The organism is Streptococcus panodentis (genome assembly GCF_017884005.1).
Lineage (GTDB): Bacteria > Bacillota > Bacilli > Lactobacillales > Streptococcaceae > Streptococcus > Streptococcus panodentis.
Window position 1 is genome coordinate 1 of sequence record NZ_QFAY01000031.1, and the last position, 14,231, is coordinate 14,231.

Annotated in this window: 15 protein-coding genes; 3 read left to right on the forward strand and 12 right to left on the reverse strand. The window is 48.1% G+C overall.

The window, feature by feature from the left end; all coding sequences use genetic code 11:
* Positions 1–170 precede the first annotated feature (170 nt).
* From DHL47_RS11630 to DHL47_RS11640, 3 genes are all read right to left on the reverse strand, one after another.
* On the reverse strand, positions 171–1,145 hold the full coding sequence (locus DHL47_RS11630) for a helix-turn-helix domain-containing protein (RefSeq protein WP_209552002.1): 975 nt from the start codon (positions 1,143–1,145) through the stop codon (positions 171–173).
* Positions 1,146–1,159: 14 nt separating this feature from the next.
* The gene (locus DHL47_RS11635) at positions 1,160–1,978 is read right to left on the reverse strand and encodes an oxidoreductase (RefSeq protein WP_209552003.1); all 819 of its coding nucleotides are present in this window, start codon (positions 1,976–1,978) and stop codon (positions 1,160–1,162) included.
* A gap of 143 nt (positions 1,979–2,121) precedes the next feature.
* A complete protein-coding gene (locus DHL47_RS11640) occupies positions 2,122–2,769 on the reverse strand; it encodes an HXXEE domain-containing protein (RefSeq protein WP_209552004.1) in 648 nt (215 codons plus the stop codon).
* A gap of 194 nt (positions 2,770–2,963) precedes the next feature.
* Here DHL47_RS11640 and DHL47_RS11645 point away from each other — a divergent pair, with 194 nt between their 5' ends.
* Positions 2,964–3,488, forward strand: a complete 525-nt coding sequence (locus DHL47_RS11645) for a TetR/AcrR family transcriptional regulator (protein WP_209552005.1) — start codon at positions 2,964–2,966, stop codon at positions 3,486–3,488.
* 293 nt (positions 3,489–3,781) lie between these two features.
* Here the strand turns inward: DHL47_RS11645 and DHL47_RS11650 are convergent, their stop codons facing one another.
* The 3 genes from DHL47_RS11650 to DHL47_RS11660 form a co-directional block, all read right to left on the reverse strand.
* Positions 3,782–5,329, reverse strand: a complete 1,548-nt coding sequence (locus DHL47_RS11650; RefSeq protein ID WP_209552006.1) for an aldehyde dehydrogenase family protein — start codon at positions 5,327–5,329, stop codon at positions 3,782–3,784.
* Between the two features lie 204 nt (positions 5,330–5,533).
* Complete coding sequence (locus tag DHL47_RS11655; protein WP_209552007.1) at positions 5,534–6,355, reverse strand: oxidoreductase; 822 nt, start codon at positions 6,353–6,355, stop codon at positions 5,534–5,536.
* Positions 6,356–6,576: 221 nt separating this feature from the next.
* Positions 6,577–6,990, reverse strand: coding sequence for a YjdF family protein (locus DHL47_RS11660; RefSeq protein WP_128836620.1), 414 nt, complete (start codon positions 6,988–6,990; stop codon positions 6,577–6,579).
* Between the two features lie 294 nt (positions 6,991–7,284).
* Between DHL47_RS11660 and DHL47_RS11665 the strand changes: the two genes are divergently transcribed.
* Positions 7,285–8,211: an alpha/beta hydrolase family protein gene (locus tag DHL47_RS11665; protein ID WP_209552008.1), complete on the forward strand. Its 927-nt coding sequence runs from the start codon at positions 7,285–7,287 to the stop codon at positions 8,209–8,211.
* Between the two features lie 313 nt (positions 8,212–8,524).
* Here DHL47_RS11665 and rpsO read toward each other — a convergent pair whose 3' ends face one another.
* From rpsO to DHL47_RS11685, 4 genes are all read right to left on the reverse strand, one after another.
* Positions 8,525–8,794, reverse strand: a complete 270-nt coding sequence (gene rpsO, locus DHL47_RS11670; RefSeq protein ID WP_003026255.1) for a 30S ribosomal protein S15 — start codon at positions 8,792–8,794, stop codon at positions 8,525–8,527.
* A 129-nt stretch (positions 8,795–8,923) separates the two neighbouring features.
* A complete protein-coding gene (locus tag DHL47_RS11675) occupies positions 8,924–9,664 on the reverse strand; it encodes a potassium channel family protein (RefSeq protein WP_209552009.1) in 741 nt (246 codons plus the stop codon).
* A gap of 109 nt (positions 9,665–9,773) precedes the next feature.
* Positions 9,774–10,502: a pseudouridine synthase gene (locus tag DHL47_RS11680; protein ID WP_209552010.1), complete on the reverse strand. Its 729-nt coding sequence runs from the start codon at positions 10,500–10,502 to the stop codon at positions 9,774–9,776.
* A gap of 9 nt (positions 10,503–10,511) precedes the next feature.
* Complete coding sequence (locus DHL47_RS11685) at positions 10,512–11,672, reverse strand: MFS transporter (RefSeq protein WP_209552011.1); 1,161 nt, start codon at positions 11,670–11,672, stop codon at positions 10,512–10,514.
* A 144-nt stretch (positions 11,673–11,816) separates the two neighbouring features.
* On the opposite strand from DHL47_RS11685, the gene def reads away from it, so the two are divergent.
* A complete protein-coding gene (gene def, locus DHL47_RS11690) occupies positions 11,817–12,449 on the forward strand; it encodes a peptide deformylase (protein WP_128836628.1) in 633 nt (210 codons plus the stop codon).
* 86 nt (positions 12,450–12,535) lie between these two features.
* Here def and DHL47_RS11695 read toward each other — a convergent pair whose 3' ends face one another.
* Positions 12,536–12,766: a GlsB/YeaQ/YmgE family stress response membrane protein gene (locus DHL47_RS11695; RefSeq protein ID WP_128836630.1), complete on the reverse strand. Its 231-nt coding sequence runs from the start codon at positions 12,764–12,766 to the stop codon at positions 12,536–12,538.
* Between the two features lie 111 nt (positions 12,767–12,877).
* On the reverse strand, positions 12,878–14,119 hold the full coding sequence (locus tag DHL47_RS11700) for an aminopeptidase (protein ID WP_209552012.1): 1,242 nt from the start codon (positions 14,117–14,119) through the stop codon (positions 12,878–12,880).
* Between the last annotated feature and the right edge of the window lie 112 nt (positions 14,120–14,231).

Here is a 14,231-nt window from a genome sequence, read left to right on the forward strand (position 1 = left end):
TTTTGTTGCTTCCTCTCGGAAGCTCTATTTATAACCTCAAAAGCTCCACTGGAGCTTTTGAGCAATCAGCTACCGCGCCAAAAGTTTTTTACCAAAACAAAGCGAGACTGAAGAACTTTTATCTCAGCCTCGTTCTCATCTTTATTTTAAATAAACGGGTTTTCAAGTTGTCATTCATCAATGTTTTCCCGATACTCCGTAATAGTCTGCCCCGTCCATTTCTTGAAGGCGCGAGAGAAGGAAGATACTTCAGAATAGCCCAGCAGGTAGGCGACCTCGTCGGTGGTGATTTCTGGTTGTTTGAAATAGCTAAAGGCCAGAAGTTTTTGCACATTGTGCAGTTCTTGGTTAAACTTGGTGCCTTCTGCGGTTAGGTTTCGCTGGAGGGTCCGGCTGCTGATGCCCAGAGAAGCCGCAATGTCCTCGATCCCAAAAGTGCCGCTGGGAATCATCTGATAAAGCTTCTGCTGGACGACGCCGGTGAAGCTCTCACTGGTCATGGCCTCTGCCAAGCGCTCCTTGAGCTGGGGTTCCAGGTAGTCCAGCATGACATTATTGGCCGTGAGAAAGGGCTTCTCAAGGTCTGCTTTGCGAAAGACGATTTCATTGCCTTCCATCTGCTCCACATGACAGGCAAAGGTGTCTCTACTAACTGCTTCATAGCTAAAGGGCGTTCCCACATGGACAGGAGTAATGGCTTCTCCTGTGCCTGTCCGGATCAGATCCAGCAGGAGCAACTGTTCATTGAGGACCGCAAAGCGGGGCAGGTCCAGCCCGGCATAGTCATAGCGGTAGCTGATCCGCACCAAGTCGTCGAAGACTTCCATGGTCACTACGATAGGACCTGTGATTTTCTTGTATTTTGCGAAATGCTCAATGGCCGCAAGCCCATTTTTTGAGGACAGGGCCGCAAAGAATGGGGGCATGAACATCTGGATGTCCTTGATTCGGCTCATGGCCAGGATCTGCTCGTCGCTGGCCACCTTGTCAAAGGCTGTGAGGAGATGGTAATAATCCAGAGTTGACAAGGTCATCTCCTCTTTCCAGCTGGTATCCGGCAACTGGGCAAGGTCGAGGATAGACTGAAAGTCCAATCCAAGGGCCTTGAGATTTTCTAGGTATTGTTGGCTGAGATTGAGACGCATGGGCTTCTCCTTTTTTAACGCATGGACATGAGCATCATCCGGTCGAAGAATTTATCGCCAAAGATGCGGCGGATGCCGACCAAGAGTTTACCGCCGCGACCGACTAGGTAACGGGTTTTAGGGTTACGGGCATTGATGATTTTTAAAACGGTGCGCGAGATGACTTCTGGGCCTGACCCTGGGGCTGGGTTGTTTTCCATAGCCTTGATGTAGCCATTGACCAAGCGGCTATAGGCACCATTTTTGGACTCATAAGAGAAGTTTTGGCTGACACCAGCGTTAAAGCCAGTGTTGATCATGCCTGGTTCCAAGACGACCACCTTGATCCCAAACTCCTTGACTTCCATACGGAGGCAGTCGCTAAAGCCCTCGATGGCATGCTTAGAGGCATGGTACCAAGCTCCAAGCGGGGTATAGATTTTCCCACCCATTGATGAGGTGTTGATGATGAGTCCCTCTTTTTGGGCCCGCATGTATGGTAGGACTTTCTTGGTCAGACGAGCCACTCCGTAGACGTTGACTTCCATCTGTTGTTGGACTTTTTCCATGGACAGGTCTTCGACAGGACCGTAAAGGCCATAACCAGCATTGTTCCAAAGGACATCGATCCGCCCTTCTTCTTCAATGATTTTTGCGACAACTTTTTCGATATCCTCTTCATTGGTCACGTCCATCTTCATGATGTGGCCACCGAGGGCTTCCAAATCTACCATCTTGTCCACGCTACGGGCAACGGCATAGACCGTGTGACCTGCTTTGATGAGGTCTTGGGCTGAGAGTTTGCCCATTCCTGATGATGCGCCGGTGATTAAGATAACTTTATTTGTTGACATGTTTGTATTCCTCTTTTGTTTTATGTGATAAATCTAGTATACAGGAGAATCCCTGACAAGTAAATGATAATGTCTGACAGGTCATTGACAATTTACGACAAGAGGAGGTGAAAACAGGGGGATTTTGTGGCCCCCTGCAGTTTTTAGTTTCTTTTTGCTAGTTTAGTAATCTGATGGAATTTGTCCATTTGTTGTTTGCTGATGACGTAGCGAGTCTTCTTATCTTTCAACAATTGAACTGGTAGAATAATACTCATCAAGATAGAGCTGACAAACATAATCAGACCTAAAATCCAGTCCCAACCCGTTACTAAGCCTTGTTGACAAACGTAGACGAGATAGACCGTAGCTGTCGGAATAAAAAGGAAAACTGTGGTCAGGAGACCAGGGTTGTACCAAGTATTGAGCCTGTGGTTCATCTGAAACCCATGACCCAGTAGCTGAGATAGACTGAAAAGAGAAATACCAATCCCCATCCAGTAAGCTTCTGAAAAGAGAATACTGCTGGCATAAAGTAGCCAGGCAATGGTATTGACCAACATGATGGAAAGCGTATTACCAGGGAAACGATCCGCCAGCTCTTTTTCGTCATAGATGGCTATATTGATGATGGGAGATGCTCCACCTGGAAACTGATATTCCTCAAATTGGTGGGCAAAAAGAGCTAAAAGCTGAAAAGTCATGAGATACTGACTAACGGATAAGTCCGGCCTAAATAGGAGCAGACTTACTGAGATAAGAATAAAGAGGACGGTCCCAAGTTGGTACCATTTATTGATAAAATAGATCATAAAAAACTCCTTTTCCTGATAGGATTTAAAAAAGGTTGAGAGAGAGACAAGTTATCTTAGACAAAAACATCGTCGATCTTTTGTCGGAATAACCTTCAAAGTAAAATTTGTGACAGTTAACAGAGATTATTGTAGTATAGATATTGCTGAGAATCAATAGCTTTTTAATCTTATGACACAGGGAGGGGAAAAGTGTGACAGTTAGAAAAAGACAGATCCAACAAACCCAGGCTGATATTTTAAGTGCCTTTTTGCAACTATTGGAAGATCAATCCTTAGATAAAATTACGATGGGGATGGTAGCTGAGAAGTCGGGTTATGCCCGAAGGACGTTGTACCGTCATTTTATGGATATGGATGATCTCCTTTATCGACTGGTAGAGCGCTTGACCTTAGAGTTGTTTGATGAAATAGAGCAACGAGTAGGGCAGGCTTTTGATGAGGCAGTTTTTCAATTTTTTCATTTTTGGGAACAATATCAGCCTTTATTATCGACGCTTAGAAAAAAAGACCTGCTGGCAGACTTGCAGCGGTCTTGGGGGAGGCATATTAGCAAATTATCACTCGGCAGAGGGGACTTGGCTGGAAATGATTATGCCCTGCACTTTGCCTTAGGCGGAATGTTTTCCATGTTTTTAAATTGGATAGGCCAAGATTTTACCCAATCTCCAGAAGAGATGAGACAGGTTGCTCTGGCCATCCAAGAGCATCTGAAATAGCGCAAAATTCCTCTGATAGCAGAGTTATTTCCTCCACATTCTGAAATCAATGGGGTATCTGTCATTGCCATGATATTTTTGGCAACGTAAAGTAGATCGCATCCAGACCTTCTAACTGGATCAAGTCACGGCTATAATCAACCCTTGCAAATGAATGGAGTTATTATAGTCCTTTTATCACCTCAGGTGAATGACACTAGACACCATAGACTTGACAGTTTACGCCAATCTTCTTCTGCCTTTCACAGAAAAAACACAACAGAAAATCTGCTGTGTTCATTAGAGACAGGCTCTTATTCCATATTTCCCAGTGTGAAGTTGATGACCTGTTGGTTCATGGCATCTGTGGCTTGGCGGTCATTGTATAAGAAACCAGTAGCCGCAAATTGTTCGATCAAGATGGATTTTTCAACCTGTTCAAAGTTGAGAGCGTTTCCGAAGTTTCCAATCCCTGAAACAAAGTTTTCTTTGGTCTCTTTGCAGCCTCCCCAAGTCAGGTAGGCATTAAACCAAACCATTGGAGGGGTTGTGTTGACCGTAATCCCACCGTAGTTGAGTTCGCTAAGGGCTGTTTGAAAGGCGTCTTCATGGTTGGCACGGGTTTCATCATCGATCAGAATCATACATCCTAGAGTCCCCAGCAATGCATCATTGGCAAAGGCTGTGGCTGCTGGTAAAAAGGCTTCGGCAGTCGCTGGTACATCAAGCGCTACTTCTCCCATGATTTGGCAGAAGGCTTCATGCGTGACACCGTAGGCAGACTTGTCCATATCAGGGATAAAGAGGAAGTCTGTGTTAGGATATTGGCCACCTTCTGGTTTGATGATTTCTGCTTGTGGGTGAGCTGCTAGGAAAGCTTCCCGTACATCGGCACTCTTCGGATAGTAAGTCCCAACGGCAAAGGTTGATTGCGCCGCTTGACGGATGGCATCTAAAAATTCTTCCCGTTGTGCCCACTGTTTGGACGTGATGAAGGTCTGCGGACGTCCACAGGCTGCCCCACCATTTCCTTTAGAAATCGATACAATGAGTTCTGCCTGATTTTTGATTTCTTCTGCAGTCCAAGGACGATCGCCAGGAACGATGATGGCAGGGTTATTCCCACCACATTCTGACACCAAGGGAGTATCTGTTGAGGCCATGATATTTTTGGCAACAGCTGTTGACCCTGTGAAGTAGATGGCCTCCAGCCCTTCTAACTGGATCAAGTCACGGCTATAGTCCACCCCGGCAAATGAGAGAACTTTTCGTTCTACTAGAGGTGCAAAAATCTTTTCCCAGACCTTGTCTGTTGCTTCGTTTAGGCGGTGGGCCTTGTGAATGACCGTCTTATTGTCAAAGAAGATGGCCTTAATGGTCTCAATAGAAGAGCTGTAATTTCCCGCACCTGAAACAGCAATGATACCAGCTTCTTTATCAAGCGGGCTGACTTGTTTGGGCTGGCCGACAAGGCGTAGGTAGCCATGCTGAGTCGCAGCCGTCATTTGATCCACTGGTGCTGTTGGAAAGACTTCCACCTCAAAGGTTCCATCGCCCAAATCACGAATAGATTTGGCTTCTGGCATCTTTCCTGTCTCTGCCAAGGTTTGATAGATAAAGATGCTGGCATTGATGACATTTCCTACGGCTACCAAGGTCTGCAACATGCCATCTGTTTGAGAGTAAAGGTCTGCACCCGTCAAACGGTTCTTCATTTCCATCTCTGCTTGACCCAGTTCTGCGCCGTATTGACGCATATTAGCTTGAATCTCAGCCAGGATTTGCAGGCGCTCCTCGATGGAAACCTTGGTCCAAGCTTGGGGATCTAGTTGGTCAAATGCTTCTTGTGCTGTTTGTGTCATAGTGAATACCTCATATTCTGATTTATTTTAGGTCTTACTCAACCTTATGGAGCTATTATAGTCCTTTTAATACCGCAAGTGAATGACACTAGACGCCATCAACTTGTCAGTTTACGCCAATATAGACAGACAATTTCCAGACTTCTCCAAATAAAAAAGACCTGAGCAGGGATGCTCTAGTCTAGAAGAATGCTTTCGTCTCTATTAGCTAGCCCGTTTCATGATGGCATCAAACCAACGGTCTGGTAGGATGGCGTGCAAGAAGACCAAGGGTTTTGCGCCCATGCCGACCAGGTAACGGGTCTTAGGACGGCGGCTGTTGACCGCTTTTGAGATGGCATTTGAGATGACCTTAGGATCTGACATCATGTTGCCAGAGTACTGGCTGCGCATGCCTTCCGCTGCCTTGGTTGCGGCTGCTTCATAGGCACCACCCTTGGCTGACTCGGCCAATTTGTCCGCTGCGATAAAGCCCCAGTCAGTCTTGATGCCGCCTGGCTCTACCAAGACCACCTCAATGCCAAAGTCTGACACTTCCATCCGCAGACCATCTGAGAAGGCTTCAAGGGCGTATTTGGTCGCATGGTACCAAGCGCCAAAGTAAGAGGTCAAACGACCGCCCATAGAGCCGATGTTGATGATGCGGCCTGACGCTTGTTTTCGCATGTAAGGGAGGACCATCTTGGTCAAGCTGGCCAAGCCAAAGATGTTGACCTCAAACTGCATCTTGGCTTCTTCGATGGTCACATCTTCGACAGCGCCGTATGACCCGTAGCCAGCGTTATTGACCAAGACATCGATGCGCCCTTCTTTTGCAATGATGGTTTCTAAAGCTTCCTTGATAGAAGCTTCATCCGTAATATCGAGACGGACAGGTGTCACGCCAAAGGCCTTGAGTGGGTCCATAGCATCCACCCGACGGGCTGCTCCATAGACGCTGTGACCTTCCTTGGCCAATTGTTCCGCTGTTTGGTAGCCGATTCCTGATGAAGCGCCTGTGATCAAGATAACTTTTTTGTTTGACATGTTGATTTCCTCTTTTGTTTCATTTGATTGATGTATTTATTATACAGAAGAATTTCTGACAAAGCCATAACAATGCCTGACAGTTATTTGACAATTTACGCCATCAAGTAAAAATAAAGCACCTGCCTCCAATCATCCTAAAGAAAAAAGGCTGGGACGACGAACTAAATGTTTAAAAATTTAGTTCTGTCCTACCGCCTTCAAGCAGTGGAAAAACGGATTCAATGTCCCTTGTGTTTTTCCAAGCGTTTTTGCTGTTTGCGTTCGAATTTTCTCTGCTTGACCCGTTCTTTCTGCTGCCTGCGCCGAGACTTAGCGGCTTGCTTTTGCTCTTCACATTGCAGCTTGAGCGCCTCCTGAGACTTCGTGGAAGGCCGGGCCGCCTGCTCCTTCTTAGCCTGCCGCTGCAGGCGTTTGGGATTAATCGGCCTGACCTTAGACTTTGCCTTGATACTAGGACTGAAGCGCAGCTGATGGTAATGCTGATGCAGGAAATCCAGCACTTCCTGATTGCTGGGCTCCGCACCAAAAGGAACACGGCAGACCGCATAAGCTTGCGCTTGCTCCCGCTCAAACAGGCCATACCAAAAGCCCCCGTCAAAATAAACTGTCAGCGTCATTGAAACCTTCTCCATGACAGCACCTCCTTAAAAAATCCCCAAGAACGGACAACCCAAGGAGGAAGGTTACTGATAGGATTCACAGCCTCGCGAAAAAGAGACAAACCTATGTCTGGACTACCAACCAGAACCGTGTTTTTATCTTAGTAGCTACAGTCTAGCAAGATTTTTCAAAAAAATCAAGAAAATCAGAGACCCACAGGGAGACGGCCGTCAAGATATAAAAGAGGGTGAGCTGCCTGCAGTCTCTTTTCTTGTCAAAAAGGGCCATTTCCGCTATAATACTACAAATACTGAAAGGAGAGAGTTATGAAATACTTTTGGACTTTTCTCATCCTATTAGCCTTGGCTGGAGCGGCTGTTCTCTTCTGGCAGGCCCAGGCAAAACCAAATCAAACCGCTGCCAAGCAAGAAAGCGCGCAGACAGCGGACAAGAAAAAAGCCGACAATGAGCTGACACCGACAGAAGACATCGTGTCCGAAGAGTACAGCATCTCAACCGATGATAGGCAGCTCTACGGCGTGATAACCGCTCCCCGCGACTATAAAAATAAAAATTTACCAACCATCGTCATCGCTCATGGATTCAACAACACCCTTGAGCAATATGAACTGTACAGCCAGCTGCTGGCCAAGCAGGGCTATCTGGTCTATCGTTTTGACTTTTACGGAGGCAGCCATCTCTCCAAAAGCGGCGGACAGGACATGCTCAATATGTCCGTCAAAACTGAGCTCACAGACTTGACACAGGTTATGGAAAAGCTCGGAGCCGAGCCTTTTGTAGACAAGGGGAAAATAAGCTTGTTTGGCGCTAGCCAAGGCGGCGTGGTGGCCAGTCTCTATGCAGCTGCCCACCCCGACCGTGTGCACAAGCTCCTGCTGATCTTTCCAGCCTTTGTCCTATTTGACGATGTCAAGGAGACCTATCGCAGTCTGGGAAGCCCAGCCCTGGACCAGCTGCCTGACAGCATGACGCACCACAATGCCACTCTGGGCAAGATTTATCTGATTGATGCCCTGGATATTGATATTCAAGCAGAGCAGGCAAAAATTACTGCTCCAACCCTCATTATCCATGGCACTGACGACTCTGTTGTTCCCTACCAGTATGCCGTCGACGCCAGTCAGACCATTCCAAATGCAGAGCTGGTCACTGTAGAAGGCGGCGAACATCGAATCGATGAACGCTTTTCCCTTGCCGCAGCCCCTGCAATCCAAGAATTTCTGAAAGAGTAAAAACAACTCTCTAGTCTGACTAGAGGGTTGTTTTTCAATCTTTGTGCCAACAAAAGCACGCTCAACTGAACACGGCCTAAAAGCGTCGAGAAAATAAAAGAAACTCTCTGAAACCAGAGAGCCAATCTGAGCTCGGGCTAAAATCCCAGTGAAAAAGAAAAGCTACTCTATAATAGAGCAGCTTCAACTTTGTATATTCAATTGAACACGGCCTAAGCACTTGGCAAAAAAGATAAAATCTCCTAGAAACTGAAGTTTCTTCATCAATTTTCCTATTTTTGTCTGGTGCTTTTAACGGCCTTTGTATCTTGAATTAACGACGAAGTCCCAGAGAGTTGATCAACTCACGGTAGCGGTTGACATCGTTCTTACGCAGGTAAGCCAAAAGGTTACGACGGCGGCCGATTTTCTTCATCAAGCCACGGTAAGTTGCGTGGTCTTTTTTGTGCACCTTGATGTGCTCGTTGAGGTGGTTGATTTCCCAAGTCAGGACTGCTACCTGAACTTCAACAGAACCAGTATCACCTTCGTGACGTGCATATTGTGCAATGATTTCATTTTTTTTCTCTTTTGAGATTGCCATGATTTTCTCCTTTTCTTTACGCTTCATCCGAGTGACAGGCTTGGCAATTCCTGCAACCAAGAAGAAGTTATTTGTCTTCGCGACATTCTTATTCTATCAAGAAGGACTGGCTTTGTCAAATCATTCTGCTCACGTCTGATCGTCATCTGACTGCCGCTTGAGCAGGCTCCTGATTTCTTCCAGTATGACTCTCTGCTGGGCCAATTCCGTTTCAATCTTCGCCAGTTTATTTCCTGTATTGTTTTCCCGGCTGATAAAAAAGTTGGTCAGGGAGGTGGTCAGAAGGCCCAGAGTTCCAATGCCGCTGAACATCAGCACTACAGCGACTGCCTTTCCTATGAGGGTCTTGGGCACAATATCGCCATAGCCGACAGTGGTCACCGTCGCAACCGACCACCAAACCGCATCGATAAAAGCATGGTGCTCAACATAGGCCACAATCGCACTGCTGATAATGATGATGCCGGCATTGATGGACAGAAAACGCATGATCCCATTTTTTCCTGTGAACTTTTTAACGACTTTTCTCAGCTTGCTGCTGAGACCAATCAGGCGGAAAATCTTGGTCAGCTTCACCAAACGGACGATTCTGCCCAGCCGGAAGAAAGCAAACAGCAGATTAAAAGGAATAATCGCCAGCAAATCAAAAAAATGCTTTTTGAAATAAACCCATTTCCTCTTGGCTTTATAGATTCCCACTGTATAATCCACAGCAAAAATCAAGGTAATGCCCTCATCAATCCAGACATAAGGAACAGCATAGATGTCCAGCAGTCCAATGAAATCAAGAATCACCAGACTGATGGATAAAAGGGCCAGCACCGTGATTCCCCATTCATAATTGAAGAGCAGTTCTCTTTTCTTGTCCATAGCGTCCTCTCAGTTGTTGATAGTTTTATTATAGAGTATTCTGAGCCCGGACGCAAGGACGGTCAGACAAATCAATCAAAATCCCGCACCTCTAAACAGGCAGCGGGATTCACAGCTGGACTTTGAAAATCCTTAAGCTTTCTAATTCTTCTGAAGTCAGGCGGCGATAGGCACCCAAAGCCAGCTCTGGATCCAGCTTCAGAGGCCCCATACTCACGCGCTGAAGGTCCGTGACTTCTTTGCCGCAGGCTTGGACCATGCGCTTGACTTGGTGAAATTTGCCTTCGGAAATTGTAATCCGGACCCGGCTGCTATTGGCTTTCTGACTGACTTCTAAAATTTCCAGGCGGGAGGGCTGGCAGCTAAAGTCTTTGAGCTTAATGCCGGCAGCAAAGCGCTCTGCATCTTGCTCATCCATCATCCCGGCTATCTGAGCGTGATAGACCTTAGCAACATGCCTTTTGGGCGACAGCATGGCATGAGCCAGCTTGCCGTTATTAGTCAGGAGCAAGAGCCCATGCGTATCAATGTCTAAGCGGCCGACTGGAAAAACGGCCTTCCGCCGGGCAGTCTCGTCCAGCAGATCCAGTACGGTCTGATGCCGCTCATCCTCCGTCGCTGAAATAACGCCCTGCGGCTTGTTGAGCAGATAGTAGACGAAGTGTTCATAGTTTAGCTTTTGGCCGGAAACGACAATCTCATCTGTCCTCTCATCAATCTGAGCCTTGGGTGATTTTTCTGCTCTGCCATTGACCAAAACCAGCCCCTTCTTGAGGACTTGCTTGACCTGGGCCCGTGAGCCGAGGCCATTTTCTGCTAAAAACTTATCTAGGCGCATGGAAACCTCCTACAGAGCTGAAGTCTTGTCTTTGCCTATACGAAGGGCAAAGAGAGCCGTCAGAATCATGGCCGAACCCAGAATGCTGAAAATGACAGCCTGATGACTGGAAAAACGGCCGATAGAACTGAGAACAAAGGTCGTCGCTGTAGCTCCGGCACTGCAGCCCAGAATGACGATAGAAGTCGCTTGGTTGAGGAGACTGCTTGAGATGCGCTCCGACAAGGTGTAAAAGATGGCAGTCAGGGCAATGCTGTAGACAAAGCCGGCCGCAATAGCGCTGAGCGTGAGAACCCACAGATTGGGCGCAAGACCGATGAAGAGCTGCATAAGGCCAAAGGCAAAGCCGGAAACCGTCAGCAGTCTTTCCTTGAAATACCGGAGAAAAGCGGCAAAGCTAATCCCAGCCGCAATCCCCGTCAGCTGCATCAGCGAAAGAATCAGACCTGCCGTCTGGGCCGTCCCCATGCCAGAGCGTTCAACAATCCCCGGCACGCGCACATTGATGGCGATATTGGTCAGGACAATGACCCCCGCCACAAAGGCAAAGCCCAGACTCAGCCGCCAGTCTTCTTTCGTCAATTGCAGCGGTTTCTTTTGACGGCTCTTCCCCTTGCTCGCTGTCTGTTCAGCCGGAACAAAGAGCAGATAAAGGGCCAGAACTACCAGACCAAAGGCATAGACCAAAAAGACTGCCTGCCAGCCGAAAGGCAGGAGCAGACTGACCCCAAGGGTCAAGAGCGCTGTTCCGACTACCTCTGCTGAGCCCCGCAGGCCCAGCAGCTGCACGCGCTCCCTGCCCTGGTAGCGCTCGCTGATGATGGAAATCGCCTTGGCATTAAGCAGGCCCAGCCCCATACCAAAGATTAGGCGGGAGGCAAAAATCAGCCAGTAAGACTGATCAAAGAGAGGGACAAAGCCGCAGAGCGAAAAAATCAGGAGCCCTGTCACAATCATCTGGCGCTCAGTCAGGTATTTTTCAATGACACCATTCAGCAGCAGCATGACCATGATACCAGCTGAAGGCAAAGAAACCAGAAGCTCGATCCAGCTCTCGGGAATCCCTTTATAAAAGGCAAACATGGCCGACTGGGCACTGGAAATCGAGAAAGCCGTCGTCAGAATCAAAGACAGCGAGAGAATGCTCAGCTTTTCCATAAACTTTTTCATATTCTTTTCCTTTAATGATCGCAGTACTTCTATCATACATTTTTTTAGTCAAAGACGCAACGGCCTTCGCTAAATTCTCATGCCCTGCCTTTATTTCTGACTTATTTTGTGTTATCATGTTCTGTAGAGAAAAAGGAGAGAATCATGTCTGTTATTGAAAAAAATACTGCCATTGATAGAATAAGCAAAGCAGCTCATCTGATTGATATGAGCGATATTATCCGGGAGGGCCATCCGACCCTGCGGGCTCTGGCAGAGGAAGTCACCTTCCCCCTGTCAGAGCAGGAAGTCATTCTGGGCGAGAAGATGCTGCAGTTTCTTAAGCATTCGCAGGATCCGGTCACAGCTGAAAAAATGGGGCTGCGCGGCGGTGTCGGGCTGGCTGCACCCCAGCTGGATATTTCCAAGCGCATCATCGCTGTCCTTGTGCCAAATGCTCCCGATGAAGAGGGCAATCCGCCCAAGGAAGCCTACAGCCTGCAGGCCGTTATGTACAATCCCAAAATCGTCGCCCATTCGGTGCAGGATGCTGCTCTGGCCGACGGTGAAGGCTGCCTGTCGGTCGACCGCGAGGTACCGGGCTATGTCATCCGCCATGCACGGGTGACCGTGGACTACTTTGACAAGGACGGCCAAAAGCACCGTATCAAACTCAAGGGTTACAACTCTATCGTCGTTCAGCATGAGATCGACCACACCAACGGCGTCATGTTCTACGACCGCATCGATGAAAAAGACCCTTTCGCAGTGAAAGAAGGCATGCTGGTGATTGAGTAGGATCCTACTCTTTGAAAAGCACTGACAGAACACAGAAAGACTTGGATTCAAGCTGATCCAAGTCTTTTTCTATATCATCAACAATCCTAGCTCCCTCTCCGCCAAAAAATCGCTAAAAGGATGACCGCGCCCAGCACAGACGGAACAATGGCTGTGTCCGCCAGCATGGGGCCCCAATTTCCGAAAAGCAGCTGGCCGACGAAGGAGCCGACCCAGCCCAAAAGGATTTTACCGATACAGCCCATCCGCTCACCGCGGCTGGTAATAGCCCCGGCAATGAGTCCGATGATAAATCCAACAAACATACTACCAATCATATTCTATCCTTCTTTCTGTTGTCTTTGTCTCAGGAGACTGAAAAAATCTCAGCCCTGATTGGCTTTCAAAATCCTATCTGTTCACTTTGTTCAAGAGAGCTGCGCTTCTATCTAAATCGCCCAATCTCCATTTTTAAAGATGGCTACACGGCTGCCGTCCTCGCGGATACCATCCACATTCATCTGAGCAGAGCCAATCATGAAGTCCACATGGACATCTGAGCGGTTGAGACCGGCTGCTTCCAGCTCTTCTTCGGAGAAATTCTCCCCACCGACTACACTGGTCGCATAGGCCGCACCGATAGCCAGATGGTTAGAAGCATTCTCATCGAAAAGGGTATTAAAGAAGGTAATGCCAGACTGGGAAATCGGGCTTGGATCGGGCACCAAGGCCACTTCACCTAAAGCACGCGCACCCGCATTTTCAAAGACCAAATCCTTCATGACCTGGTCGCCCTTTTCAGCAGTAATGTCCACAATCTGGCCGTCTTTAAAGGTCACCTTGATGCCCTCGATGATGTTGCCGTTGTAGCTGAGAGGCTTGGTGCTGGTCACATAGCCGTCAGCCCGGCGGAAGTCCGGCGCTGAGAAGACCTCTTCGGTCGGCATGTTGGCAATGAAATACTCGCCCTGCGCATTGAGACTGCCGGCAGACTCCCAGTGATGGTTCTTGGGCATGCCCAGTGTCAGATCAGTGCCCGGCGCAGTGTAGTGAAGGGCGGTAAACTGCTCGTCATTGAGAATCTTGGCCTTGGAGCTGAGGCGCTCTTCATGCGCTTTCCAGGCAGCAACGGGGTCGTTCTCATAGACCCGGCAGGTCTTGAAAATCTGGTCCCAAAGCAGGTCGACTGCTTCTTCCTCGCTCTTAGCATCCGGAAAGACCTTCTTAGCCCACTCTGTACCAGCTGCCGCTGCCACTGTCCAGCTGACTTTATTGGACTGGGTTGCGATACGCATCGGCTTCATGGCCAGTCCCAGAGCCTTGGCAGAAGCCGACAATTTTTCAGCATCCACACCATTGAGCGCTCCCGGATCAGACGAACGTACGCCCAGACGGCTGGCTTTCTTCTCAAGGAGATAGTTCATCTCAGCCACCTTATAGTCCGGAACATTGTCCAAGCGGTCCATCGGTGCATGGAGGAATTTCTCGCGGTTAGTCACATCATCCGCCCACTGGACAATCACCTCATGCGCACCCAGAGCATAGGCTTCCCTGACAATCAAGTGAGCCAGCTCACGCTGCTCCACATCGATATTAAGAGCCACCGTATGACCCGGCTGTACATTGATGCCGTTAGCTACTAGGAGCTTAGCATACTTCTCTAAATTCTCTTTAAAATTTGGTAAAACCATTCGTTTCTTCCTTTTCTAATTATTTTTTCTTAAACAGAGACAGAACATTCGCTGCGACCACCGTGCCGCAGATCAGAGCTGTCATTTTCAAAATCGTATCCGAATCCAGCTC